The sequence below is a fragment of the Stenotrophomonas rhizophila genome (assembly GCF_020857975.1).
Taxonomy (GTDB): Bacteria; Pseudomonadota; Gammaproteobacteria; order Xanthomonadales; family Xanthomonadaceae; genus Stenotrophomonas; species Stenotrophomonas rhizophila_C.
On the sequence record NZ_JACWUO010000011.1, the window covers coordinates 40,195 to 66,078 of the forward strand.

General features: G+C 67.7%; 25 protein-coding genes. 13 read left to right on the forward strand and 12 right to left on the reverse strand.

The features are described from left to right. The first annotated feature begins 11 nt into the window (after positions 1 to 11). From IC535_RS11940 to IC535_RS11955, 4 genes are all read left to right on the forward strand, one after another. Positions 12 to 281 carry a Trm112 family protein gene (locus IC535_RS11940; protein ID WP_228887180.1) on the forward strand — a complete coding sequence of 90 codons (270 nt, stop codon included), beginning with the start codon at positions 12 to 14 and terminating at the stop codon, positions 279 to 281. Next, positions 278 to 1,135 carry a carboxylating nicotinate-nucleotide diphosphorylase gene (gene nadC, locus IC535_RS11945; RefSeq protein WP_228887179.1) on the forward strand — a complete coding sequence of 286 codons (858 nt, stop codon included), beginning with the start codon at positions 278 to 280 and terminating at the stop codon, positions 1,133 to 1,135. The genes IC535_RS11940 and nadC overlap by 4 nt, the downstream gene beginning before the upstream one ends. Positions 1,136 to 1,329: 194 nt before the next feature. Further along, positions 1,330 to 2,367, forward strand: coding sequence for a DUF2272 domain-containing protein (locus IC535_RS11950; protein WP_228886608.1), 1,038 nt, complete (start codon positions 1,330 to 1,332; stop codon positions 2,365 to 2,367). Between the two features lie 84 nt (positions 2,368 to 2,451). Further along, entirely contained in the window at positions 2,452 to 2,808 is a 357-nt protein-coding gene (locus IC535_RS11955; RefSeq protein WP_228886607.1) for a DUF3301 domain-containing protein, read from the forward strand. A 101-nt stretch (positions 2,809 to 2,909) separates the two neighbouring features. Here IC535_RS11955 and IC535_RS11960 read toward each other — a convergent pair whose 3' ends face one another. From IC535_RS11960 to IC535_RS11985, 6 genes are all read right to left on the reverse strand, one after another. Then, positions 2,910 to 3,353, reverse strand: coding sequence for a ClpXP protease specificity-enhancing factor (locus IC535_RS11960; RefSeq protein WP_228886606.1), 444 nt, complete (start codon positions 3,351 to 3,353; stop codon positions 2,910 to 2,912). 151 nt (positions 3,354 to 3,504) lie between these two features. Further along, positions 3,505 to 4,140 (reverse strand): glutathione S-transferase N-terminal domain-containing protein, encoded by a 636-nt coding sequence (locus IC535_RS11965; protein WP_228886605.1) that lies wholly within the window; start codon positions 4,138 to 4,140, stop codon positions 3,505 to 3,507. A 160-nt stretch (positions 4,141 to 4,300) separates the two neighbouring features. After that, entirely contained in the window at positions 4,301 to 5,047 is a 747-nt protein-coding gene (locus IC535_RS11970; RefSeq protein WP_228886604.1) for a cytochrome c1, read from the reverse strand. Beyond that, positions 5,040 to 6,299, reverse strand: a complete 1,260-nt coding sequence (locus IC535_RS11975) for a cytochrome b (RefSeq protein ID WP_228886603.1) — start codon at positions 6,297 to 6,299, stop codon at positions 5,040 to 5,042. Before IC535_RS11975 ends, IC535_RS11970 begins: the two co-directional genes overlap by 8 nt. A gap of 2 nt (positions 6,300 to 6,301) precedes the next feature. Continuing rightward, entirely contained in the window at positions 6,302 to 6,922 is a 621-nt protein-coding gene (gene petA / locus IC535_RS11980) for a ubiquinol-cytochrome c reductase iron-sulfur subunit (RefSeq protein ID WP_176989573.1), read from the reverse strand. A 190-nt stretch (positions 6,923 to 7,112) separates the two neighbouring features. Next, positions 7,113 to 8,048: a lytic transglycosylase domain-containing protein gene (locus tag IC535_RS11985; RefSeq protein WP_228886602.1), complete on the reverse strand. Its 936-nt coding sequence runs from the start codon at positions 8,046 to 8,048 to the stop codon at positions 7,113 to 7,115. 196 nt (positions 8,049 to 8,244) lie between these two features. Here IC535_RS11985 and miaB point away from each other — a divergent pair, with 196 nt between their 5' ends. The 7 genes from miaB to IC535_RS12020 all read left to right on the forward strand — a co-directional run bounded on the left by miaB (position 8,245) and on the right by IC535_RS12020 (position 15,473). After that, complete coding sequence (gene miaB / locus IC535_RS11990) at positions 8,245 to 9,738, forward strand: tRNA (N6-isopentenyl adenosine(37)-C2)-methylthiotransferase MiaB (RefSeq protein ID WP_267473011.1); 1,494 nt, start codon at positions 8,245 to 8,247, stop codon at positions 9,736 to 9,738. A 310-nt stretch (positions 9,739 to 10,048) separates the two neighbouring features. Further along, entirely contained in the window at positions 10,049 to 11,032 is a 984-nt protein-coding gene (locus tag IC535_RS11995) for a PhoH family protein (protein ID WP_228886601.1), read from the forward strand. 58 nt (positions 11,033 to 11,090) lie between these two features. Continuing rightward, positions 11,091 to 11,576, forward strand: a complete 486-nt coding sequence (gene ybeY, locus IC535_RS12000; RefSeq protein WP_228886600.1) for an rRNA maturation RNase YbeY — start codon at positions 11,091 to 11,093, stop codon at positions 11,574 to 11,576. A 31-nt stretch (positions 11,577 to 11,607) separates the two neighbouring features. Next, positions 11,608 to 12,186, forward strand: a complete 579-nt coding sequence (locus IC535_RS12005; RefSeq protein ID WP_228886614.1) for a hypothetical protein — start codon at positions 11,608 to 11,610, stop codon at positions 12,184 to 12,186. A 66-nt stretch (positions 12,187 to 12,252) separates the two neighbouring features. Continuing rightward, on the forward strand, positions 12,253 to 13,134 hold the full coding sequence (locus tag IC535_RS12010) for an HlyC/CorC family transporter (RefSeq protein WP_228886599.1): 882 nt from the start codon (positions 12,253 to 12,255) through the stop codon (positions 13,132 to 13,134). A gap of 8 nt (positions 13,135 to 13,142) precedes the next feature. Then, on the forward strand, positions 13,143 to 14,456 hold the full coding sequence (locus IC535_RS12015; RefSeq protein WP_228886598.1) for a DUF4105 domain-containing protein: 1,314 nt from the start codon (positions 13,143 to 13,145) through the stop codon (positions 14,454 to 14,456). A 15-nt stretch (positions 14,457 to 14,471) separates the two neighbouring features. After that, complete coding sequence (locus IC535_RS12020; protein ID WP_228886597.1) at positions 14,472 to 15,473, forward strand: magnesium and cobalt transport protein CorA; 1,002 nt, start codon at positions 14,472 to 14,474, stop codon at positions 15,471 to 15,473. A 113-nt stretch (positions 15,474 to 15,586) separates the two neighbouring features. Here the strand turns inward: IC535_RS12020 and IC535_RS12025 are convergent, their stop codons facing one another. The 6 genes from IC535_RS12025 to IC535_RS12050 all read right to left on the reverse strand — a co-directional run bounded on the left by IC535_RS12025 (position 15,587) and on the right by IC535_RS12050 (position 22,673). Further along, positions 15,587 to 16,951 (reverse strand): NAD-dependent succinate-semialdehyde dehydrogenase, encoded by a 1,365-nt coding sequence (locus tag IC535_RS12025; protein WP_228886596.1) that lies wholly within the window; start codon positions 16,949 to 16,951, stop codon positions 15,587 to 15,589. A 64-nt stretch (positions 16,952 to 17,015) separates the two neighbouring features. Next, positions 17,016 to 17,861 carry an ABC transporter permease subunit gene (locus IC535_RS12030; RefSeq protein ID WP_228886595.1) on the reverse strand — a complete coding sequence of 282 codons (846 nt, stop codon included), beginning with the start codon at positions 17,859 to 17,861 and terminating at the stop codon, positions 17,016 to 17,018. Next, positions 17,858 to 18,769, reverse strand: coding sequence for an ABC transporter permease subunit (locus IC535_RS12035; RefSeq protein WP_228886594.1), 912 nt, complete (start codon positions 18,767 to 18,769; stop codon positions 17,858 to 17,860). Before IC535_RS12035 ends, IC535_RS12030 begins: the two co-directional genes overlap by 4 nt. Further along, entirely contained in the window at positions 18,766 to 19,899 is a 1,134-nt protein-coding gene (locus IC535_RS12040) for an ABC transporter ATP-binding protein (RefSeq protein ID WP_228886593.1), read from the reverse strand. The genes IC535_RS12035 and IC535_RS12040 overlap by 4 nt, the downstream gene beginning before the upstream one ends. 140 nt (positions 19,900 to 20,039) lie before the next feature. Further along, complete coding sequence (locus IC535_RS12045) at positions 20,040 to 21,143, reverse strand: polyamine ABC transporter substrate-binding protein (RefSeq protein WP_228886592.1); 1,104 nt, start codon at positions 21,141 to 21,143, stop codon at positions 20,040 to 20,042. Positions 21,144 to 21,278: 135 nt separating this feature from the next. Beyond that, positions 21,279 to 22,673: a glutamine synthetase family protein gene (locus IC535_RS12050; RefSeq protein WP_228886591.1), complete on the reverse strand. Its 1,395-nt coding sequence runs from the start codon at positions 22,671 to 22,673 to the stop codon at positions 21,279 to 21,281. A 397-nt stretch (positions 22,674 to 23,070) separates the two neighbouring features. Between IC535_RS12050 and IC535_RS12055 the strand changes: the two genes are divergently transcribed. Further along, complete coding sequence (locus IC535_RS12055) at positions 23,071 to 24,366, forward strand: NAD(P)/FAD-dependent oxidoreductase (protein ID WP_429000387.1); 1,296 nt, start codon at positions 23,071 to 23,073, stop codon at positions 24,364 to 24,366. 120 nt (positions 24,367 to 24,486) lie between these two features. Next, positions 24,487 to 25,827, forward strand: a complete 1,341-nt coding sequence (locus IC535_RS12060; protein ID WP_228886589.1) for a diguanylate cyclase — start codon at positions 24,487 to 24,489, stop codon at positions 25,825 to 25,827. Positions 25,828 to 25,884 lie beyond the last annotated feature (57 nt).

The window sequence follows — 25,884 nt, forward strand, 5'->3', positions numbered from 1 at the left end:
ACGAAGAATCCATGGATCGCAAGCTGCTCGACCTGTTGTGCTCGCCCGACACCCGCCAGCCCCTGGCCCTGCTCGACGCCAAGGGCCTGGAGGCGCTCAACCGCGCCATCGGCGCCGGTGGCGTGGTCAAGGCCGACGGCAGCGCACAGGCGCTGGCCCTGCGCGAGGCGCTGCTGACCCGCGACCGCAAGCAGGTGTTCCGCGTGGACGACGGCATCCCGGTGCTGCTGGCCGAAGAGGCCATCGCCACCGCCCAGATCGCCGACTTCCCGGAAAAATGAGCCGCGCCCCGCTGCTGGCCCCGGCCGATGCCGTGGTGGCCGCCGATGTCGCCCGCGCCCTGGCCGAGGACATCGGCAGCGGCGATGTGACCGCCGCGCTGCTGCCCGACCGCCCCGACAGCGCCTACCTGCTGTGCAAGCAGGATGCGGTGATCGCCGGCCGGCCGTGGTTCGATGCCACCCATCGGGCGCTGGACCCGGACGTGCGGATTGACTGGCAAGTGTCCGACGGCGATGCGGTCCGCGCCGGTACCGTGCTGGCCATCCTGCACGGCCGCAACCGCAGCCTGGTCAGCGCCGAGCGCACCTCGCTGAACTTCCTGCAGACCCTGTCGGGCACCGCCACCACCACCGCGCGCTACGTGGCGGCGGTGGCCGGCACCGGCACGCGCATCCTGGACACCCGCAAGACCCTGCCCGGCCTGCGCCTGGCGCAGAAGTACGCGGTGCGCTGTGGCGGCGGCGACAACCATCGCATCGGCCTGTTCGACACGGTGATGCTGAAGGAAAACCACATCCGTGCCGCCGGTTCGCTGACCGCCGCGGTGCAGGCCGCACGCGCGCAATGGCCGCAGCTGCCGCTGGTGGTCGAGGTGGAAGACCTGGGCCAGCTCCAGGAGGCGCTGTCGGTGGGCTGCGATCGCATCCTGATCGATGACTTCGATGTGGGCATGCGCCGTGAGGCGGTGCGCATCGCCGCCGGGCGGATTCCGCTGGAGGTATCGGGCAGCGTGGACCTGGCCGGGCTGCGCGCGATCGCCGAAGACGGGGTGGACTGCATTTCCATCGGCGGGCTGACCAAGCATGTGCAGGCGATCGACCTGTCGTTGAAGCTGGGCCCGCCGCCGGGCTGAGCACCGCGTACCGACCGACGGTCGGTACCTACCGCGCCCCACCCGCGGTAGGTACCGACCGTTGGTCGTGCGGGCATTGGTCGTGCGGCATTGGTCGTGCGGACATTGGTCGCGCGGTCGATCGCTACGCGATATTCACGGCCCCGCCAGACCCGGTCTGCGAGGCTTGCCCTGCCCCCATCCGGAGAGCGCGCATGCGCCCCCTGCTCCTGCTTGCCTGCCTGTCACCGTTCACCGCGCTGCTGCCCGCCACCGCGTCGGCGGCCGAGGTCTGCGACATTCCGCCACGCTTCGGCCTGAGCCCGCTGGCGGTGAACATCGTGCAGACCGCCTGCAACGAGCACCGGCTGTGGTACCGCCCCTTCATCGATCGCGATGGCCGCGCCGCCAGCCTGAGCGCGACCGAAGCCGAGGACGTGGATCTGGCCGACAGCGGCCTGGTGGCCTGGCAGCGCGTGGTCGGTTACTGGCGGCAGAGCGGCACGTTGTCGCCGCTGGGCGACCAGCCCGGTGCGTCCAGCTGCCTGGCGCCGCCGGGCGCGCGCTATACCGACAGCGACTGCCGTGCCTTCCTGATCGACACGCCGTGGTCGGCAGCATTCATTTCCTGGGTGATGACCCGCGCCAGCGTGCCCGGCTTCACCCGCTCGCCGCGCCATATCGACTACATCCGCGCCGCCTACCAGAACAGCGGCCCGTACCGCATGACCGACCCGGCGCAGGAAAAGCCCGCCCCCGGCGACATGCTGTGCTACCTGCGCGACCGCCGCCAGGCCCTGAGCTACAGCGGGTTGGTGCAATCGCTGGGCAGCGGCGCGGTGGCGCACTGGAAATCGCATTGCGAAGTGGTGATCGCCGCCAACATCGGCGGCGACCGCACCCTGTACCTGATCGGCGGCAACGTGATGAACACCGTGGCGATGCGTAAATTGTCGCTGGACCGCAGCGGCCGTATCGAACTGCCGCCGGCCAAGGCCGGTGCCGCCGACGGGATGGAACTGGGTTGCACGCCGGGGCGCGAGGAAGAATGCAGCTTCAACCGCCAGGATTGGGCCGCGCTGCTGAAACTGGTGGCCACCGCCCCGGCGGCGCTGCCCACCGTAGTGCCCAATCCGACGCCGGCGCCATACCCCGCGCCAACCACGCAGACCCCGGCATCACCTCTGCCCGCGCCACGCCCCGGCGCACCACAGCCGCCGCCCACACCCGCCCCGGTGCCGGCCACCTTGTGATGCAGGCGCGGCCGCCGGCTTGATCCGCGGCGCATTCGTCGCCATCTTGTAGGATCCACCCGTCCTGCCCGCGCCGAGTCACCGATGCCCAGCCTGATCCTGTTGATGATTGCCGGCGCGTTCGCCTACGCCTTCTGGAATTCCTCGCGCGCCGCCGCCGAGCGCGCCGGCGTGCTGGGCCGCAACGCCTGCCGCGCCGCCGATGTGCAATGGCTGGACCAGGCCGTGCACGCCACCGGGCTGCGCGTGGTGCGCAAGGACAACGGCTGGCTGGGCTGGGAGCGCACCTTCAAGTTCGAGTACTCGCACGATGGCGTGGACCGCCACAGCGGCCGCATGGTGCTGCGCGGGGATGCGCTGGTGTCCTTCGTCGGGCCATCGGCGGCGCGGATCAGCGAGATCCGCCGCGGCGTGGACACCAGCGGTGCCGAGGATGTGTGATCGGGGGCGTAGTGCCGGATCGTAATGGTGTCCGGTCCGACGACGTCCGACCATGGGTCGGACCTACCGGGGGAAAGGCCGCCTTGCGGCGGCCATTTTTTTTATTTGACCACCCGCAGATGCGGGCGACCGCTGGGCTTGGGCGGCGCATCGTCGGGCGGGGTCGGGCTGTCGTCGGGCGGCAGCTCGTCGTCCGGGCCCGGCTCGTGCCCGGGAATGTCGTCCGGCAACGCCATGCCCTGCCCGGTCTCGCGCGCGTATACGGCCAGCACGGCCGAAATCGGCACCTGCACCGGATGGCTGGTGCCGGAGAAACGTGCCGAGAAACTGACGTGGTCGTTGTCGATATGCAGCTGCACCACCGCGCGCTCGGCGATGTTCAGCACCACCCGGCCGTCCTTGACTGCGCTCTGCGGCACCTGCACGCCGGGCATCCCGGCATCGACCAGGATGTGCGGCGTCAGGTCGTTGTCATTGATCCATTCCACCAGGGCCCGCAACAGGTACGGGCGGTGGCTGGTCATGCGAAAAGTGTCTTCAGTCATGTGGGTAGCGCCAAGCCATGCTCGGCTGCGGGGATCCGATTGCGTAGTGGCAAGTGTACGCGCCCGCCTACCCGCAGGTCAGCCTCCGGGCGTGCCTGCCCTGCCATTGCGTTCAGTGCGGCCGGGCCCGTAGCGGCCCCGGCGGCATCGCTCACACAGGCAGATCGCGCAGTTTCTTTTCCTGGTCGGTCAGGCTGCGGATGAAGCCGGGGTGGCGGAAGATGCGGTTACCGTAGTCTTCGATCGACTTGCCATCCTTGGGCAACGGCACGTCCAGCGCCTTCAGCCGCCAGATGATCGGGGCCATCGCGCAGTCGGCCAGGCTCATTTCCGGGTTGAGGAAGAATTTGCTGGCCTTGAACAGCGGCACCGCGCTGGTCAGCAATTCCTTCAGGCGCTTGCGCCCGGCCTCGGCCTGGGTCTTGTTGCCCAGCTGGATGGCCTGCACCTGCGGCACCCAGTCGTGTTCGATGCGCAGCATGGCCAGGCGGATGCGCGCCCGCGACAGCGGATCGACCGGCATCAGCGGCGGGTGCGGGTAGCGTTCGTCCAGGTATTCGCTCACCACCGACGCCGCGTACAGCACCAGCTCGCGCTCCACCAGGGTGGGCACCGAGTGGTAGGGGTTCAGATCGATGAGGTCTTCGGGCGGGTTCTGCGGGTCGACCGGGACGAAGTCGTAGCTCACGCCCTTGGCCGCCAGGACCAGCCGTACGCGATGGCACAGGACATCGTCGTTCGAGGAAAACAGCGTCAGGGTATTGCGCATGCGTACGCTCGCCGCCATCAAAGGCTCTCCAACGACCGGTAACCGCCGGTCGTATCGGCGCCGCCAGCCCATTGCCGACGGTCGTCACAGTACCCGAGTGTGCAACCGACCATCACAAAAGCCAATAGGCTTGTCGACCCGGTCCCGGATCGACCGCCCAAGGCCTGCGCGATGGTGCTCAGTGCACGTCCTTCCAGTATTCCTTCTTCAGCAGGTATGCCAGGAACGTCAGCAGCGCCAGGAACAGGATCACCCACACCCCCAGCTTCTGGCGCTTGAGCACGGCCGGCTCGCCGGCATACTCCAGGAAGTTGGTGATATCGCGCACCGACTGGTCGTACTGGCCGGCATCGACGTTGCCGGGCTGCACGATCTTCAGCCCGATCACCGGCGGATCGGCGCCGGGGCTGTCCGGCTTGCCATGGATGGCGTGCTGCATGCCCTGCATTTCCCACAGCGGGTTGGGCATGGAGGCGTTGGGGAACAGGCTGTTGTTCCAGCCCAGCGGCCGCGACGGGTCCAGGTAGAACGACTTGAGGTAGGTATAGACCCAGTCGCTGCCACGCACGCGCGAAATCAGGCTCAGGTCCGGCGGCATCTTGCCGAACCACTTCTCGGCCTGCGCCTTGGGCATGCTGACCGGAATCTGCTCGCCGATCGGGGTGCCGGTGAAGTTGAGGTTGTTCATCACCTCTTCCTCGCTCAGGCCCAGGTCCTCGGCCATCCGCGAATAGCGCAGGTACTTCAGCGCATGGCAGCCGGAGCAGTAGTTCATGTACAGCTGCGCGCCGCGCTGCAGCGAGGCGCGGTCGCCCAGGTCGTTGCCGGCCTGCAGGGTCTTGCCGCCCTCGGCGGCACCGGCCAGGGCGCTGCCGAGCATCAGCGCGGCCGCACAGGCCAGCCGGACAATCCAGTGGTCAGTCATGCGTGGTCACCCGGTCCGGTACCGGCTTGGTCCTGTCCAGCTTGGTCCATAGCGGCATGGTGATGAAGAAGGCGAAGTACAGGAAGGTCAGCACGCGCCCGACATAGGTCTCGTGCGCATCGGTACCGGGGCCCGAGCCGATCACCCCCAGCCAGACGAAGCACACCGCGAACATGCTCAACAGCGCGCGCGAGAGCGCCCCGCGGTAGCGGTAGGACTTGACCTTGGCCCGGTCCAGCCAGGGCACCAGGAACAGGATGGCGATCGCCGAGAACATCACCAGCACGCCGCCGAGCTTGTTGGGCACCACCCGCAACATCGCGTAGTACGGGGTGTAGTACCAGACCGGCTTGATGTGTTCGGGGGTGACCAGGCGGTTGGCCTCGGTGAAGTTGTCGTGTTCCAGGAACAGGCCGCCGAAGGCCGGCGCGAAGAAGATGATGAAGGCGGCGATGATCAGCAGGAACCCGGCACCGACCGCATCCTTGAGCGTGTAGTACGGGTGGAACGGAATGCCGTCGGTGGGCGCGGTGGCCGACCAGCGGTTGCCCTTCGGGCCCTTCTTGATCTCCACCCCGTCGGGGTTGTTGGAGCCCACCTCGTGCAGCGCCCCCAGGTGCAGCACCACCAGCAGCAGCAACACCAGCGGCAGGGCGATCACGTGCAGGGCGAAGAAGCGGTTGAGGGTGGCATCGCTGGGCAGGTAGTCGCCCATGATCCATTCGGTCAGGCCGTTGCCGATCACCGGAATCGCGCCGAACAGCGAGATGATCACCTTGGCGCCCCAGAACGACATCTGGCCCCAGGGCAGCACGTAGCCCATGAAGGCTTCGGCCATCAGCACCAGGTAGATCAGCATGCCCAGGATCCACACCAGCTCGCGCGGCTTCTGGTAGCTGCCGTACAGCAGCCCGCGGAACATGTGCAGGTAGACCACGATGAAGAACAGCGAGGCACCGGTGGAGTGCATGTAGCGGATCAGCCAGCCCCATTCGACATCGCGCATGATGTATTCGATGGAGGCGAACGCTTCGGCCGCGTTGGTCTTGTAGTGCATCGTCAGGAAGATGCCGGTGACGATCTGGTTGACCAGGATCAGCAGCGCCAGCGAACCGAAGTAGTACCAGAGGTTGAAGTTCTTCGGCGCGTAATACTCGCTGACGTGCTTGCGGTAGACCGGCATCAGCCCGGGCGCGCGCGCGTTGACCCAGTCGAATACCCCGGTGGCGGTACGGGTAAGGATATTGGCCATGGTCAAGCCGCCCCCTGCGGATCAACGCCGATGATGATGGTGTTGTCGTCCTGGTAATGGTGCGGCGGCACCAGCAGGTTGATCGGCGCCGGGACATCCTTGAACACGCGACCGGACATATCGAAGCGCGACTTGTGGCAGGGGCAGAAGTAGCCGCCCTTCCACTGCGGGTCGTAGGGCTCGGGGCGGATCTCGGCCACCATTTCCGGCGAACAGCCCAGATGGGTGCACAGCCCGACCAGCACCGAGACCTCGGCCTTGATCGAGCGGAATTCGGGATTCTGCTTGAGCACGTACTCGGGCTGCTGTTCTTTTTCGCCCGACCCGGGGTCCTTCAGGCGCCCGTCAAGGCCGTGCAGCGCCTCGAGGATGGCCTTGGAACGCTTGACGATCCAGATCGGCTGCCCACGCCACTCCATGACCAGTCGCTGGCCTTCCTGCAGGGCGCTGATATCGGCAATCACCGGGGCACCGGCCAGTTTGGCGCGGGCACTGGGATTCCAGGACTTGATGAACGGTACCGCTGCAAATCCGACGCCAACCGCTCCGACCACCGCAGTGGTTGCTGAAAGGAACCGTCGACGTCCAGTGTTGACTGGATCGTTTACCCCATCGTTGGCCATCCGGCACTCCGATATTGATTAGGTAGCTTGAGGCTGCCAGCAGACCGGTGGGGGCCAGTCCACATTGAATCAGCCGCGAGTGTAGCTGAACCGAAGTCGGCCACACAACGCGGTATCACCGAACCACATTACTGCAGGACATTACGCCATGAAGGCCCGCCAGCGCCATGGGCAGCACCGGCGCGGCCGGTCACTGGCTGCTGACCGGCGCGGCGCGGTAGCGGTCGGCCAGCTGCGCCACCCGCTTCACGTAGTACTGGGTTTCGCTGTAGGGCGGCACCCCGCCATGGCGATCGACCGCGCCTTCGCCGGCGTTGTAGCCGGCCGCGGCCAGGGTCAGGTTGCCGTTGAAACGCTTGAGCAGCCACGACAGGTATTGCACGCCGCCGCGGATGTTCTGCGCCGCGTCATACGAATCGGTCACGCCGAAGCGGCGCGCGGTCGGCGGCATCAGCTGCATCAGGCCCTGCGCGCCGGCACGGCTGAGCGCGGTGGGGTTGTAGGCCGACTCGGCGTGGATGATGGCGCGCACGATCGCCTCTTCGACGCCGAACTCACGCGCCGCGGCGCTGATCTCGGACTGGAAGGCGGTGGTGTTCAGGCGCACCGAGCCGAAGTTGACGCCCGGGTTGGCGCCGCAGGCGTAGCAGCGTTCGATGAAGCTGTAGTGGATGGTGCGCACCGGGCCGAGGCTGGCCAGCTGGGCCGGGCGGGCGCTGGTGTAGTGGCGCACGCCGTCCTTCATGTACGAATAGACCTGGCCGTTGACCACCCGCCCGGCCTTGCCGGTGCGCGGCTTTGCGGGCGCGGCGGCCGGGACCGGGGCGCCCACGGCCACGGCGGTGCCGGCAGTGGCGCCATCGGCCCGGGCCGGGCTGAGTGCGGCGGCGGTGGCAACTGCGGGTGCGACGGCCGGAGCCGGGGCCGGCGGCGGGACATAACGGCGCGGGGCATTGCGTTCGGGACGGTAGCTGCTGACCACGCTGCAGGCCGCGCCGGACATGCGCTTGCTGACATAGCTGGGAATGCCGTCGGCGCCGACGCACTTGTACAGCGTGCCCGCACTGGCCGGCACAGCGGTCAGCGCAGCCAGGGCCAGCGCGGCAATCCCCAAGATTCCCCTCATGGGCGCGAGTGTCCCAAGTTCGCCCGGGCTTGCCAAGGGGTTGATGCGCCAGACCTCCCCCGCCCGGGACCAACCCGGACGGCCGTCACAGCCGCCACGGCGGGCGCCCGCGCGCCTTGCCCTTCCCCGTTACAATGGCCGGCTCCCCGGCAGCCGTTGCGGTTGCCTGCCCGCCCACCCGACTGGAATAAGCGCCATGACCGGGACGCCAGCTTCGACCGCGCCGACTTCGGCCGGCTCCGCCCTGCCTGCCTCTGCCCCCGCCACCCCCGCCGCCCGCCCCGACCTGCTGCCGCTGCCCGGCGCCAGGCCGCAGGTGACCGGTCCGGTGCGCGGCAAGCTGTACATCAAGACCCACGGTTGCCAGATGAACGAGTACGACTCGTCCAAGATGGCCGACGTGCTGGCCGCCGCCGAAGGCCTGGAGCTGACCGACGACCCGGCCGAGGCCGATGTGCTGCTGATGAATACCTGCTCGATCCGCGAAAAGGCCCAGGAGAAGGTATTCAGCCAGCTGGGCTACTGGAAGGCACTGAAGAACAACGGGCGCGGCGTGATCATCGGCGTCGGCGGCTGCGTGGCCTCCCAGGAAGGCGAGGCGATCATCAAGCGCGCCCCGCACGTGGACCTGGTGTTCGGCCCGCAGACCCTGCACCGCCTGCCCGAGCTGATCCGGCAGCGGCGCGAATCGGGCAAGTCGCAGGTGGACATCAGCTTCCCGGAGATCGAGAAGTTCGACCGCCTGCCCGAGCCGCGCGCCGACGGCGCCTCGGCCTTCGTGTCGATCATGGAAGGCTGCTCCAAGTACTGCTCGTTCTGCGTGGTGCCCTATACCCGCGGCACCGAGGTCAGCCGTCCGTTCGAGGACGTGGTGGTGGAAGTGGCGCAGCTGGCCGCCCAGGGCGTGCGCGAAATCAACCTGCTGGGCCAGAACGTGAACGCCTACCGCGGCCCGTATGGCGATGGCGCCGACGCGAGTCCAGGCTCGAGTGGGGAGGTGCACTACGCCGATCTCGGCCTGCTGATCCGCACCATCGCGCAGATCGACGGGGTCGGCCGGATCCGCTTCACCACCTCCCATCCGCTGGAATTCAGCGATTCGCTGGTGGATGCCTACCGCGACGTGCCGCAGCTGGCCAACTTCCTGCACCTGCCGGTACAGGCCGGCAGCGACCGGGTGCTGTCGGCGATGAAGCGCGGCTACACCGCGCTGGAGTTCAAGGCCAAGATCCGCAAGCTGCGCGCGGTGCGCCCGGACATCTCGATCAGTTCGGACTTCATCGTCGGCTTCCCCGGCGAGACCGAGGCCGATTTCGAGAAGACCATGCAGCTGATCGAAGACATCGGCTTCGATCACAGCTTTTCCTTCATCTACTCGCGCCGCCCCGGCACCCCGGCCGCGGATCTGCCCGACACCCTCGGCGACGCCGAAAAGCACGCACGGCTGTCGCGGCTTCAGGCACGGATCAACCAGCAGGCCGCGGCGATCTCGGAAAAGATGGTGGGCAGCGTGCAGACCGTGCTGGTCGAAGGCCCCTCCAAGCGCAATCCCAACGAGCTGACCGGCAAGAGCGAGAACATGCGCTCGGTGAACTTCCCCGGCCACCCGCGCCTGGTCGGCCAGTTCGTCGACGTGGTGATCACCGAGGCGTACAGCAATTCGCTGCGCGCGCGAATGGTGGTGGCCTGAGGGCGTACCGACCAACGGTCGGTACCTACCGGATCTGCCGGATGCCGGTGTTTCCGCTTCGCGGCCCGCGCAGATCGCCCGAGGACAATTTTTCACCACCCCGTCACAACCCTTGCAGCGCAAGGGCTGGCACGGGGTATCCACAGGTTGCTGCAGCGTCCTTGCACAGCCGCTGTGGAGAACCCCCCACGCAGGCCCGCCAGCCCCGCGCATGGCCGGCGTTGTAGCGGCGGCCCCACGCGCGCGCTACCCTGTGCTTCCTTTCCCCAGCTTGCGGCCCAGTCCCCTGGATTGACGGCCGCCGGACGCAATGACGGCACTGGCACAACGCGATTTCACCCTGGCCCCGGAAGACAACGAGCGCCTGGCCAACCTGGCCGGCCCCTTCGACGAGCACCTGCGCCAGATCGAACTCAAGCTCGGCGTGGAGATCGCCAACCGCGGGCACGTGTTCCGCGTGACCGGCCCCAGCCGCGTTGCCGAAGAGGCACAGAAGCTGATCGAGGCGCTGTACCTGGAAGCGGCCGACACCCCCTTCGACAACCACGCCATCCACCTGCGCCTGAACCAGGCCAACGTCGAACACGTGGTCGAGCGGGCCTACGAAGCGCAGGAAGTGGCGATCAAGGTCAAGCGCGGCACGGTGCGCGGGCGCGGCGCCAACCAGGCGCGCTACCTGCACCAGATCACCACCCACGACATCAACTTCGGGATCGGCCCGGCCGGTACCGGCAAGACTTTCCTGGCCGTGGCCAGCGCGGTGGAGGCCCTGAACGAGTCGCGCGTGCAGCGGTTGATCCTGGTGCGCCCGGCAGTGGAGGCCGGCGAAAAGCTCGGCTTCCTGCCCGGCGACCTCAGCCAGAAGGTCGACCCCTACCTGCGCCCGCTGTACGACGCGCTGTATGAAATGCTGGGCGTGGAAAAAGTGCTCAAGCTGCTGGAAAAGAACGTCATCGAGATCGCGCCGCTGGCGTATATGCGCGGGCGCACGCTCAACGACGCGTACGTGATCCTGGACGAGGCGCAGAACACCACCATCGAACAGATGAAGATGTTCCTGACCCGGCTGGGCTTCGGCTCGACCGCGGTGGTCACCGGCGACCTGACCCAGACCGATCTGCCCAAGCACGTCAAATCCGGCCTGCGCGATGCGATCGAGGTGCTGCACGACGTCGATGGCGTCAGCTTCACCTTCTTCGAGGCGCGCGACGTGGTCCGCCACCCGCTGGTGGCGCGCATCGTCAGTGCCTACGAACGCCGCGACCTGCAGCAGGTCAAGCCGGGCGCGGAATGACCCGGCGGCCCGCCGCCGTGCCCGCCCCCGCTCCCCCTGATTACCCGGAACTCACGCCATGACCAAAGGTCCCGTCCGCCTCGATGTCGCCGTCAGCTACGCCCTGCCCCGCGCCGGGCTGCCCTCGGCGGTGAGTTTCCGCAAGTGGGTGGCAGCCGCACTGAAGGGCCGCATCCGCGAAGCCGACCTGGCCATCCGCCTGGTCGACGCCAAGGAGGGCCAGTCGCTGAACCGGCACTACCGCGGCAAGGATTACGCCACCAACGTGCTCAGCTTCCCGGCCGAGCTGCCCGAAGGGTTGCCCAAGGGGGTCAAGTTCCCGCTGCTGGGCGATCTGGTGATCTGCGCGCCGGTGGTGGCCAGCGAGGCGGCCGAGCAGGACAAGCGGCTCAACGCCCACTATGCGCACCTGACCGTGCACGGCGTGCTGCACCTGCTGGGCTGGGACCACGAGGACGACAAGGAAGCCGAGGCGATGGAACAGCTGGAACGCGAGATCCTCGCCGACCTGGGCATCGACGACCCCTACGCCAACGAGCAGTGAGCCGCCCGGCATGCCGACCTTCCCCCTCCCGATGACCACCTGCGCAGGCCTGTGCCTGGCCCTGTCCGCCCTGCTGCCGGCCACCGGCTCGGCCGCCGCGCTGGACCTGCCGGCGCTGATCGAATGCCGCCAGGGCCTGGCCGACTACAACGCCCTGGCGCCGGTAGTGGCCGACCCGCTCAAGGCGGTGGCCAACGGCCTGCAGCCGCTGCCGCAGACCAACGCGTTCATGAGCGAGTTCCGCCTGGCCACGCCGCTCACCGTGTTCGGCCAGCGCACCGAGTACCTGGCCATCGCCGGGGCCAGCATCATGGCGATCCTGGACCTGCCCGACCCGCGCCCGCTGGCCCGCACGCTGGCGCTGGAGGACGGGGTGGATACGCCGGAAAAGTTCATGGCCGGGCGCGAACTGGTCAGCCGCGATGTCACCGACCCGGTCACCGGCGAACCGATGATCGAATCGGTGATCCTGAGCCTGTCCACGGTCAAGACCCACCCGGGCAAGACCCTGGCCGGCTGTACCTACAGCCTGGACCTGCCGCCGGAAGCGCCCGAAGCGCCGCCGGCCCCGGTCCCGGCCGCCCCGCCAGCGGCTGCCGCCGGGCGCTGACAGCGCCCCGCATCCTGCTAGACTCCCCTCCAACGCCCGGCACGCCGGGTGCCTTTTTTTCCAGAGATGTCTGAAGACGACAGTAGTAGCTCCGCCCTGGAGCAACATGAGAAGAAGCGCAGCTGGCTTGAACGCCTGACCTCTGCCTTCTCCGGCGAACCCCACACCCGCGACGAGCTGGTGGCGGTACTGCACACCGCAGAGGAAGACGGCCTGATCGCCGCCGACACCCTGCGGATGATGGAGGGGGCGATCGCGGTGGCCGAGCTCACCGTGGGCGATGTGATGATTTCGCGCTCGCAGATGGTCTCCTTGCCGGTGGAAGCCCCGTTCCTGGACCTGATGAAGCAGGTGGTCGAATCGGGCCATTCGCGCTTCCCGGTGCACGGCGACAACAAGGACGACATCCTCGGCATCCTGCTGGCCAAGGACCTGCTGCGCGGCGTGGTCGCCGACCACGGCCCGGCCAACATCCGCGAGCTGCTGCGCCCGGCGGTGCTGATCCCCGAAGCCAAGAAGCTCAATGTGCTGCTCAAGGAGTTCCGGCTCTCGCGCAACCACATGGCGATCGTGGTCGATGAGTACGGCGGCGTCGCCGGCCTGGTCACCATCGAGGACGTGCTGGAGCAGATCGTCGGCGAGATCGACGACGAACACGACGAGGCCGAGGACCACACCGCGCAGATCGCGATCCAGGCCGATGGCCAGTACGTGGTCGACGCGCTGACCCCGATCGAGGATTTCAACGAGCGTTTCGGCGCCGGCTTCCCCGACGACGACTACGACACCATCGGCGGCCTGGTCACCGAGGCGATCGGCCACCTGCCCGAAACCGGCGACGAGCTCAGCCTGGACCGCTTCGTGTTCCGGGTGGCGCGCGCCGACGCCCGCCGCGTACAGGCGTTCCATGTGACCGTGCTGCCGCCGGACACGAACAACGAGGATTGATCCACGCCATGCGGCCCCTGCTGAAGCGGTGGCCGTCGTGCCGCCTGTTGTTCCTGTCCTGGATGCTGGCCCTGGCCAGCCTGCCGTTGCCTGCGCTGGCGCAGGCTGCCCCTGCTCCGCCGGGGCACGCGCCTGCCGAACCCTCGGCGGCGGTGGACGGCGTGAACATGCCCTCTGCACCACGCGTCGGCGTGAACATGCCTTCCGCACCACGCATAGGCGTGGTGACCATGCAGCCGGGCGAGATCTTCTTCGAACGCTTCGGCCACGATGCGCTGGTGGTGCTGGACCCGGCCAGCGGCCAGGCGACCTCGTACAACTTCGGCTATTTCGATCCGGGCGAGCCCGATTTCGTCGGGCGCTTCGTGCGCGGCGACATGATGTATTACCTGGTGGCGCTGCCGCTGGACGAGGACCTGTCCTACTACCGTGACAGCGGCCGTGGCGCCAGCCTGCAGTGGCTGGACCTGGACCCGGCGCAGGCGCGTGCATTGGCGGCCTCGCTGGCCGAACGCGCCAAGCCGGAAAACGCGCGCTACCACTACGATTACTACACCGCCAACTGCGCCACCATGGTCCGCGATGCGATCGACCAGGCACTGGGCGGCGGATTGCATTCGCAGCTGTCCGGGCGCTCGCGCGGCAATACCTACCGCAGCGAATCGGTGCGGCTGGCCTCGCCGTCGCCGTGGATGTGGCTGGGCTTCGACATCGGGCTGGGCCCGTATGCCGACCAGCCGCTGTCGCGCTGGCAGGAAGCCTTCGTGCCGATGCGCCTGGCCGATGCGCTGCGCCAGGCCCGCAACAGCGACGGCCGCCCGCTGGTGCAGGCCGAGCAGGAACTGCTGCCGCACCGGATCGCGGCCGAACCCACCGAATCGCCGCGCCACTGGTGGCCGTGGCTGCTGTGCGGGCTGCTGGCCGCGGCCGGGATCGTGGCCCTGCGTGCACGGCGGCGCCTGCTTGGCGCCGTCGCGCTGCCGCTGTGGCTGCTGTGCGGCATCGCCGGCGCCCTGCTGACCTACCTGTGGGGCTTCAGCGCGCACCAGGCGGCCTGGGCCAACCGCAACCTGCTGCAGCTCTCGCCGTTGTGCCTGCTGTTGCTGCCCGGCGCGATCACCCTGCTGCGCGGGCGCACCCCGCGCGCGTGGTTCGCCGCGGTGCTGTGGGCGGTGGCGCTGCTGTCGGCGCTGGGCCTGGTACTGCATTGGCTGACCCTGCAGGCGCAGGTCAATCTGCAGTGGATCGTGCTGCTGTTGCCGGTGCACCTGGCGCTGGCCTGGGTGCTGGGCCGCCGTGACTTGCCCGTCACGGCCGGCTGACGCACGATGCCGGCCATGGAAAATACCCCCGCACCGGTCAATCCGCCCTGCGTCATCAACTGCGTGCACTACGATGACCAGGGCAAGCGCCACGACATCAGCCTGGATGCGATCAGCGATGTGATCGAAAGCGGCAACGGCTTTGTCTGGGTCGGCCTGTACGAGCCGGCCGACAGCGTACTGCTCAAGCTGCAGGAAGAATTCTGCCTGCACTCGCTGGCCATCGAAGACGCCCGCAACGCGCACCAGCGGCCCAAGGTGGAGGCCTACGGCAATTCGCTGTTCGTGGTGGTGACCACCGCGCAGATGGTCGATGAGCGCATCGAGTACGGTGAAACCCACGCCTTCCTCGGCCCGCGCTTCCTGGTCACCGTGCGCCACGGCGCCTCGCTGTCCTATGCCGCCCCGCGCGCACGGGTCGAGCGCGAGCCGGAACTGCTGCGCACCATGGGCCCGTCCTACTGCCTGTATGCGGTGCTGGATTTCGTGGTCGACAACTACCTGCCGATCACCCAGCGTTACCGCGAGACCCTGGAGCTGCTGGAAAAGGACATCTTTTCGGACAGCTACAAGCGCCAGACCGTGGTGCGCCTGTACGAGTTGAAGCGCGAACTCAACAAGATGCGCATGGCGGTGGCGCCGTTGCAGGACATGCTGGCGCAGATCAAGCGCTACCAGGGCGAGCTGGTACCCGACGAGGTCAAGCTGTACCTGCGCGACGTACACGACCACGCGGTGCGGATCAGCGATGTGATCGATACCCTGCGCGAGATGCTGGGCACCGCGCTGAGCGTGAACCTGTCGCTGGTGACCCTGGCCCAGGGCGAGACGGTCAAGCGCCTGGGTGCCTGGGCCGCGCTGCTGGCCGCCCCGACCCTGATCACCAGCTGGTACGGGATGAACTTCACCCACATGCCCGAGCTGGAGCAGCCCTGGGCGTACCCGGCGATGATCATCGGCGTGGGCGCGATCTGCGTGGGCCTGTACCGCCTGTTCAAGCGGGTGCGCTGGCTGTAACCGGTGTCTGTAAGCGGTGTCGGCGATTGCCGGTAGTGCCGGCCGCTGGCCGGCTCCAGGCGATGCCGGGTTGACCGCAGAGCCGGCCAGCGGCCGGCACTACCGGATCATTCTCAGGCCACGTAAACGCTCTTGATGTTCATGAACTCATGGATGCCGTGATCGGCCAGTTCGCGGCCGAAGCCGGAGCGCTTGGTGCCGCCGAAAGGCAGGCGGGGGTCGCTCTTGACGATGGCGTTGACGAAGGCCGCGCCGCATTCCAGCCGCTTGGCGATCGCCTCGGCACGCACCACATCCCCGCTCCAGACACTGCCACCCAGGCCGAAGCTGGTGTCGTTGGCCACCCGCAGCGCCTCGGCGTCATCGCGCACGCGCACGATCGCCGCGGCCGGGCCGAACAGCTCTTCCTCGTAGGCCGGCATGCCCGGCCCCACGTTGTCCAGGATGGTGGCCGGATACCCGGCATGCGTGCCGGCAACCGGCTCGCCGCCCAGCAGCAACGTGGCCCCTTTGGCCACGCTGGCCTGCACCTGCTTGTGCAGCTCATCGCGCAGGTCCGCGCGCGCCATCGGCGCCAGCGTGGTCTGCTCGTCCTGCGGATCGCCATACACGCGCTCCGCGGCGGCGGCGACGAACTGTTCCACGAACGCATCGGCGATCGCATCGACCACGATGAACCGCTTGGCGGCGATGCAGGTCTGGCCGCTGTTGTCGAAGCGCGACTTCACCGCTGCGGCCACGGTCTTGCCCAGGTCGGCATCTTCAAGCACCACGAACGCGTCGCTGCCACCCAGTTCCATCACGCATTTCTTGAGCTGGTCGCCGGCATTGGCCGCGATCGAGCGCCCGGCGCGTTCGCTGCCGGTCAGCGTCACCGCCTTGATCCGCCGGTCGCGCAACACCTCGGCGGCCTGGTCGTTGTCGATATGCAGCACGTCGAACACCCCCTCGGGCAGGCCGCCATCGCGGCAGACCGCCAGGATCAGGTCGGCGCATTGCGGCACATTGCTGGCGTGCTTGAGCAGGGCCACGTTGCCGGCCATGAACGCCGGCGCCAGGAAGCGGAATACCTGCCAGATAGGGAAATTCCACGGCATCACCGCGAACACGCAGCCGATCGGCTCATAGCGCACGTAGCTGCGCTGGGCCTCGGTGTCGATCAGCTGCGGCTTGAGGTAGTCGGCGGCGTGGTCGGCATAGAATTCGCAGGCCTGGGCGCACTTCTCGATCTCGGCCAGCGCCTCGACCTTTAGCTTGCCCATCTCGCTGGTCATGGCCAGCTGGATATCGGTGCGGCGGTGGCGCAACTGGGCGGCGATCGCGCGCAGGATGGCGCCGCGCTCCTGCAGCGAGCGCGCCGACCACAGCGGGAAACCGGCCGCGGCGGCGGCCAGGCGCTGTTCGATCTGGGCGCTGTCCAGCAGTTCGTGGCGGTAGGTGACCAGGCCGGTGGCGGGGTTGACGATTTCAGCGGTCATCGTGGTGCTCCGGAAGACAGGCCACCATTCTGCGCCCGGGCCTGTGATCCGGATGTTGCCGCCTTCAGCCCTTGTCCTGCAGCGCCATCTGCATATCGCGCTGGCGCCGCTTCTCCCCGCGCGCGGTGATGAACCAGCCGACCACCGCCGCCACCGACACCGCCAGCACCATCAGCGTGGCCAGCGCGTTGATCTCCGGCTTGATGCCCATCCGCACCGACGCGAACACCTTCATCGGCAGCGTGGTCGAATTGGGCCCGGCCACGAAACTGGCGATCACCACATCGTCCAGCGACAGCGTGAACGCCAACAGCCACCCGGCCACCAGCGCCGGGGCGATGATCGGCAATGTGATCTGGAAGAACACCTTCAACCGGCTGGCGCCCAGGTCCATCGCCGCCTCCTCCAGCGACCGGTCCAGCTCCTGCAGCCGCGAGGACACCACCACCGTCACGAACGACAGCGTGAAGGTCACATGCGCGATCCAGATGCTGGTCAACCCGCGGCTGGGGAAACCCGGAATGCCGCCCATCGCCACCAGCAGGGTCATCAGCGAAAAGCCCAGGATCACCTCGGGCATCACCAGCGGCGCGGTGATCAACGCACCAAACAGCGTCTTGCCCGGGAAACGGCGCATCCGCACCATCGCCATCGCCGCCATCGTGCCCAGCACCGTGGCCGCGCAGGCGGTCCAGAACGCCACCTTCAGGCTGATCCACAACGCCGCCAGGATCTGCCGGTTGTTGAACAGCTCCCCGTACCAGCGCGTGGAGAAGCCCGACCACACCGTGGCCAGCTTGGACGCGTTGAACGAGTACACCATCAACAACAGGATCGGCAGGTACAGGAACGCAAAGCCCAGCCCCAGCACCGTCCATCCCAGCCAACGATTGCGCCGTACCATGCTCATGCCAGCCGCCCTTCCAGCTCGCGCTGCTGCAGCCGGTTGAACAGCAGGATCGGCACCAGCAGCAGGACCAGCATCACCATCGCCACCGCCGAGGCCGTCGGCCAGTCGCGGTTGTTGAAGAACTCGCCCCACAGCACCCGCCCGATCATCAGCGTGTCCGGCCCGCCCAGCATTTCCGGAATCACGAATTCGCCCACCGCCGGAATCATCACCAGCATGCAGCCGGCGATGATGCCGGTGCGCGACAACGGCAGGGTGATCCGCATGAAGGCCTGCCACGGCCGCGCGCCCAGGTCGTAGGCGGCCTCCAGCAGCCGGTGGTCCAGCTTGACCAGGTTGGCATACAGCGGCAGCACCATGAACGGCAGGTAGCAGTACACGATGCCGATATAGGCCGCCGTCGGCGTATACAGGATCTGCAGTGGCGCATCGATCAACCCGATCTTCAGCAGCAGCTGGTTGAGCAGGCCGTTGCGGTCCAGGATGCCGATCCACGCATAGACCCGGATCAGGAACGAGGTCCACGACGGCAGCACCACCAGCATCATCGCCACGTTGCGCGCCGCCGGCGGCATCCGCGAGATCACATAGGCCATCGGGTAGCCGATCAGCAGGGTCAGCACGGTGGCGATCAGCGCGATCCTGATCGAGCTCAGGTAGGCCAGCACGTACTGGTTGTCCTTGACCAGGGCCGTATAGCTGCCCAGGTTGAGCTTCAGCGAAAACGCGCCGTCCACGTATTCCAGCAGCCAGGTATACGGCGGCGAGCCGACCTGGGTGCGCGCGAAGGAGATCATCAGGATGATCACGAACGGCACCGCGAAGAACAACAGCAGCCACAGGTACGGTGCTGCGATCACCCCGGCCCGGGTGCCGGGCAGCCAACGCTTCCAGCCGGTCGCGTTCATGCGGTCAGCACCACGCCGTCGTTGTCGCGCCAATGCACCCACACGCTGTCGCCCCAGGTCAGCCCATCGCTGGCCCAGCGCTGCGAATTGGCGAAGTTGGACAGCACCCTGGCGCCACTCGGCAGGCGTACGTGGTAGACCGAATGGCTGCCGAAATAGGCGATCTCCTCGATCACGCCCTGCGCCTTGTTGGTATCCCCGGCCGGCTCGTCCTTGCCGATCATCACCTTCTCCGGGCGCAGCGCGAACGCCACCGGCTGGCCTTCGTAGCCGGTGATACCGTGGGCCACGTAGATCGGCGCGGGGAACAGCGGCGTACGCACGGTGACGTACTCGGGCAGGTCCTCGTCGATCACCCCGTCGAACAGGTTGACCGAGCCGATGAACTCGGCCACGAAACGGTTGGCCGGCTGCTCGTAGATTTCATCCGGCTTGCCCACCTGCTGGATCCAGCCGGCGTCCATCACCGCAATGCGGGTGGCCATGGTCATCGCCTCTTCCTGGTCGTGGGTGACCATCACGCAGGTCACCCCGGAGGTTTCGATGATGTTGACCAGCTCCAGCTGCATCTGCGAGCGCAGCTTCTTGTCCAGCGCGCCCATTGGCTCATCCAGCAGCAGCAGCTTGGGCCCCTTGGCCAGCGAGCGCGCCAGCGCCACGCGCTGCTGCTGGCCGCCGGACAGCTGGTGCGGCTTGCGTTTGGCCAGCTTGCCCAGCTGCACCAGCTCGAGCATTTCGCCCACCCGCCGGCCGATCGCATCGCGGGACAGGCCGTCCTGCTTCAGCCCGAAAGCGATGTTCTGCTCCACGCTCATATGCGGGAACAGCGCATAGGACTGGAACATCATGTTGATCGGCCGCTGGTAGGGCGGCAGGTCGTTGATGCGCTGGCCGTCCAGTTCGATGCTGCCCCGGGTGGGCGTCTCGAACCCGCCCAGGCAGCGCAGCAAGGTCGACTTGCCGCTGCCCGACCCGCCCAGCAGGGCGAAAATTTCGCCCTTGCGCACGTCCAGGCTGACGTCGTCGAGCGCGACGAACCCGTCAAATTCCTTGCGCAGCGCGCGGATGGACAGATAGCCCGGTTCCAGCACCGGGGTGACCACGCCTTCGGGCTTGGCTTCAAATGGCATGGGCAGCGACTCCGGGAGCGGTGGCGGGACGGCGGGGGAGGCGCCCATTTTACATGGGGGGCCGGCCCCGGCCGCGGGCCCCTGCCCTGCACCGGGGCCCGATACGACGACGCCGGCCCCGGGCCGGCGTCGCAGGGCACTCAGCGCCCGGTCTTCACCTCGGTCCACAACCGGGTGTAGAGCTTGTCCACCTCCGGGGGATTGATCGAATAGGTGAACATCTTCGCGGCCACCTCGGCCGGCGGGTAGATGGTGGCATCGTTGCGGATGGCCGCATCCACCAGCGGCGTGGCCGCCGTCACCGGGTTGGCGTAGTGGATGTAGTTGGTGTTGGCCGCGGCGACCTTGGGTTCAAGCAGGTAGTTGATGAAGGCATAGGCGGCCTGCGGGTGCTTGGCATCCTTGGGGATGGCCAGCATGTCGAACCACTGCGGGGCGCCTTCGCGCGGAATCGAATAGGCCACGGTCACCCCGCTGCCGGCCTCGGCGGCGCGGTCGCGGGCCTGGATGATGTCGCCCGACCAGCCCACCACCAGGCAGGTGCCGCCGTTGGCCAGCGAGCCCACGTACTGGGAGGAATGGAAGTTCTGCACGTATGGGCGGATGCTCTTGAGCAGGGCGGCGGCCTTTTCGATCGTGGCCGGGTCCTTGCTGTGCGGATCTTCGCCCAGGTAGTGCAGCGCGATCGGGACCATGTCCGATGGCGTGTCCAGGATGGTGATCCCGCAGTCCTTCATCCTGGCGATGTTTTCCGGCTTGAACACCAGGTCCCAGCTGTTGGCGATCTCGGTGCTGCCGCCGAAACGCTGCTTGAGCATGTCCACGTTGTAGCCGATGCCGGTGGTGCCGATCATGTACGGCACGCCGTACTGGTTGCCCGGATCCTGCTGGGCGATGCGCTTCATCACCTCCGGGTCCAGGTTGGCCAGGTTCGGGATCTTGCTCTTGTCCAGCGGCAGGAACACCCCGGCCTGGATCTGCCGGCCGAAGAAGTTCAGCGTCGGCACCACCACGTCATAGCCGCTGGCGCCGGCCAGCAGCTTGGTTTCGACCATTTCATCGCTGTCGAACACATCGTAGGTCACCTTGATGCCGGTGGCCTTCTCGAAGGCGGGGATGGTGTCTTCGGCGATGTAGTCGTTGTAGTTGTAGACGTTCAGCACCTTGCTGTCGTCCTGCTTGGCGCCACCACAGGCGCTGAGCAGGGTCACGGCAATGCCGAGGGTGAGGATTGGCAGTTTCATCGGACTCTCCACAGGTCAGGTGCGGGATGGGCGAACCGGCCGGACCGGCGCAACGGGTGCCAGCCTAACGGGCGGGCCGCCATTTTCCCAGCACGCGGCCATCACAGCCATGCCGGGTCTGGCGGTGCGGCCGGCTCAGACGTTGAGCAGCAGGAACTCACGTTCCCACGAGCTGATCACCCGGAAGAAGGTTTCGTACTCCTTGCGCTTGACCGACACATAGGCCCGGCAGAACCGCTCGCCGAGCATCTCGCGCAGTTCCGGGCAGCCTTCCAGCCCGTCCAGCGCCTCGCCCAGCGAACGTGGCAAGTCATAGCCCAGTTCCTTGGCGCTGCTGGTGATCGGCGCGGTCGGCGAACCCTGCTCGCGGATCCCGAGCAGGCCGGCGGCCAGGGTCGCGGCGATGGCCAGGTAGGGGTTGGCGTCCGAGCCGGCAAAGCGGCTTTCCACCCGCATGTTCTCCGGGGTGTCCAGCGGCACGCGCAGCCCGCAGGTGCGGTTGTCGAAGCCCCAGTGCACATTGCTCGGCGAGACCTCGCCGAACATCAGCCGGCGGTAGGAGTTCACGTTCGGTGCGAAGAACGCCATCGCCATCGGCACGTACTTCTGCAGCCCGGCCAGGTAATGGCCGAACAGCGGACTGAAATCCTCGCCGCCATGTTCGCCGGTGAACACATTGCTGCCATCGCTGATGCGCAGCAGGCTCTGGTGGATGTGCATGGCGCTGCCCGGCTCGTTCTCCATCGGCTTGGCCAGGAAGGTGGCATACACCCCATGGCGCATCGCCGACTCGCGCATAGTGCGCTTGAACAGGAACACCTGGTCGGCCAGGTCCATCGCATTGGCGTGGGTGAAGTTGACTTCCAGCTGGGCCGCGCCGGATTCGTGGATCAGCGTGTCCACGTCCAGCTTCATCGCATCGCAGTAGTCGTACATCAGGTCCAGGATCGGATCGAATTCGTTGACCGCATCGATCGAGTAGGACTGGCGCGCCGTCTCCGGTCGGCCCGAACGCCCGGCCGGCGGCAGCAGCGGGAAATCCGGGTCGGTGTTCTTCTGTACCAGGAAGAACTCCAGCTCCGGCGCCACCACCGGGCGCAGGCCAAGCTCGGCATAGGCATTGAGCACCCGGCGCAGCACATTGCGCGGGGCCAGCTCGTGCGGCTCGCCGGTCTTGGTGAAGCAGTCGTGGATGACCTGGGCGGTGGGGTCGGTGGCCCAGGGCACCATGCGCACCGTGTCCGCGTCCGGGCGCAGGATCATGTCCGAATCCGACGGCGAGGTCAGCTCGTAGTAGTCGTCCGGGAATTCGCCGGTGACGGTGGTGGCGAAAATGCCTTCGGGCAGGCGGGTACCGTAGTCGTGCGAGAACTTGTCGGCCGGGATGATCTTGCCGCGGGCATTGCCGGTGATGTCCGGTACCAGGCATTCCACCTCGGTGATGCGCCGCTCCTTGAGCCAGCGCAGCAGTGCGCTTTCCTGCGCTACGGGCGGGGTGGAGGCTTTGCGCGAACGCGTTCGGGTGTTCATGACCGCTCTGCTTTGGATGGGTAGCGGCGACAAGCTTCGCCGAAGGCATGGAAAATAAGGTGATGGAACCGGCAGGCCCGCCATGCCCGTGGCGCTGCCTGCCAGCGCTGCCGACAGGTGCATCGCATGGGCCCGCCGCCAGCCGATGCCCCGGCCGTGCACGCAACCGCGAACCGTTGGTGGCCCGCTGCGGCGATCGGTGGCAGCCGGTCCAAGGGCGATACGCGCGGCCGTCGCCGGATGCGCTGCCTGCACGTTACCCCCGGGCCGTGACCGGGCGCAACTCGCGGCGGCCGTCACATACCGGCCGCGCTGCCTGCGACAGACTGTCTGCTGTCACCGTTGCGCGTTGCTGGCATGCTGTCCCCATGATTGCCATCCCTTCCCTGCGTTGCTGGTGCATGGCGTGAGCCAGGCCGGCCAGCCCCACGCCTCAAGCTGGTATGCCGACAGCCTGCCGGCCAGCCCGCTGCGCCCAGCCCTGGCCGGCGCGCACAGCACCGATGTGTGCGTGCTCGGTGCCGGCTATACCGGACTGTCGGCGGCACTGTCGCTGGCCGAACGCGGCTACCGGGTCACCGTGCTGGAGGCGCAGCGGGTCGGCTGGGGCGCGTCCGGGCGCAATGGCGGCCAGGCCATCGTCGGCTATGGCTGCGAAGTGGACACGCTGGAACGGTTGGTCGGGCCGGCCGATGCGCGCCGCTTGTTCGACTTCTCGCGCGAGGGCATGGCGCTGCTGCGCCATCGTCTGCAGCACTACCGGATCGACTGCGACTGGCGCGACGGCCACGCCAGCGTGCCGATCCGGCCCCGCCAGGAACGCGCGCTGCGCGCCGGGCTGATCGAACTGGCCGAACGCTACGACTATCCGCTGCAGTGGTGGGACCGCGCGCAGCTGCGCCAGCAACTGGACAGCCCGCGCTACCGCGGGGCGATGTTCGATGCCGCCAGCGGCCACCTGCAGCCGCTGGCCTATGCGCAGGGGCTGGCACGTGCGGCCGAAAGCCTGGGCGTGGTCATCCACGAGCAGTCGCCGGTAGTGCAGCTGGAGCGCGGCACGCGCCCGCAGCTGCGCACCGCGCACGGCACGGTCACCGCCGGCCACGTGGTGATCGCCGGTAACGCCCTGCTGCAGGGCATCGCCCCCGAACTGGAGGCGCGGATCATGCCGGTGGGCACCTATGTCGGCGCCTCGCCGGTACTCGGCGCCGAACGCGCCCACGCGCTGATCCGCAACGACATGGCGGTGGCCGATGTCAGCTGGGCACTGGATTATTTCCGGCTCAGCGCCGACCACCGGCTGCTGTTCGGTGGCCACGCCAGCTATTCGGCGCTGCCGCCACCGGGATTGCGCGCCCTGATGACCCGGCGCATGCACCAGGTGTTCCCGCAGCTGGCCGACGTGGGCATGGAGCAGGTCTGGGGCGGCTACGTGGACATCACCCGCAACCGCGCCCCGCACTGGGGCCGGCTGACGCCCAACGTGTATTTCGCGCAGGGCTTCTCCGGCCACGGCGTGGCCGCCACCGGGCTGGCCGGTGCGGTGCTGGCCGAGGCCATTGCCGGCCAATCGCAGCGACTGGATGTATTCGAACGCATCCCCCACCGCCGCTTCCCCGGCGGGCGCCTGCTGCGCACCCCGCTGCTGGTGGCGGCGATGTCCTGGTACAAGCTGCGCGATGCGTTGTGGTGAGTGGCGGTGCCGACCAGTCCCGCCAGGCGCCTGTCGCCGGCCGCGCCGATTGCGCACCTAAAGTTGCAGGCGGAAATGCCGCTAACACTGCGGACCGACTTCACTCCGAGCGTACGCCCCATGCCGGCACTGTTGCAGGGCGCTGTCGACAGCGACCCCGGTGATGCCCTGCCCCAGCGGATCCTGCTGGTGGAAAACTCGCGCACGTTCACCAGCATGCTGGGCGAGGCCATCGAGCAACGGCTGGAACTGCCGGTATCGGTGGCTACCAGCCTGGCCGAGGCCGGGCGCCTGCTGGATGAGGAACAGGGCTGGTTCCTGGTGCTGACCGGGCTGGTGCTGGCCGATGGCGACCGCGACAAGGTGGTCGAGTTCTTCCTCTCGCGCGGCCTGCCCACGGTGGTGGTCAGCGGCGTCTACGACGAAGACCTGCGCAAGCGCGTGCTGCAGCAGCAGATCATCGACTACGTACTCAAGAACACCCCCGGCAGCGTCGACTACCTGGTGTGGCTGGTGCAGCGGCTGGAGCGCAACCGCCGCATCGCCGCCCTGGTGGTGGACGATTCGCTGTCGGCGCGGATGTATGCCGCCTCGCTGCTGCGCATGTACGGGCATACCGTGTACGAGGCCGCCGATGGCGCGCAGGGCCTGGAGGCGATCGAGGCGCACCCTGCGATCCGGCTGGCGGTGGTCGACCAGGAAATGCCGGGCATGGAGGGGGTGGAATTCAGCCGCCGGCTGCGTACCCTGCGCTCGCGCGACAAGGTGGCGGTGATCGGCATTTCCGGCAACACCGATCCTTCGCTGATTCCGCGCTTCCTCAAGAACGGTGCCAACGATTTCCTGCGCAAGCCGTTTTCGCGCGAGGAGTTCTTCTGCCGGGTCTCGCAGAACGTGGACCAGCTGGAACTGATCGGCACCCTGCAGGACCTGGCTACCCGCGACTTCCTCACCGGGCTGCCCAACCGTCGCTGCTTCCTGGAGCAGAGCCAGCGCCAGCTGCCGCAGCTGCACCTGACCGGTGAGCCGGTGGCGGTGGCGATGATCGACATCGACCACTTCAAGCACATCAACGACACCCACGGCCACGAAGCCGGCGACGACGCGCTGCGCGCAGTCGCCGCGGCGGTGGCCGGGCATGCGCGCGAGCAGGACCTGATCGCGCGCTTTGGCGGCGAGGAGTTCTGCCTGCTGGTTCCGGGGCTGGAGGAAGACCAGGCGCGTGGCTACTTCGAACTGCTGCGCCAGCGCATCGCCGCCCTGGAGGTGAAGCTGGGGACGGCCACGCTGCGCATGACCGTCAGCATCGGGCTGTGCTGCCTGCAGCCGCAGCGCGATTCGCTGCACCGGTTGATTTCCGAGGCCGACCGCCAGCTGTACCTGGCCAAGGCCGGCGGCCGCAACCGGGTCAGCTGCACCAGCGTGGTCGACAACGCGCGCGAGCCCGCACTGGCGCCTTGATCCAGATCAACGCGGGCCGGCAGCGCCGGCCCTAGAGTCGCTCCCAGTTGAACAGCA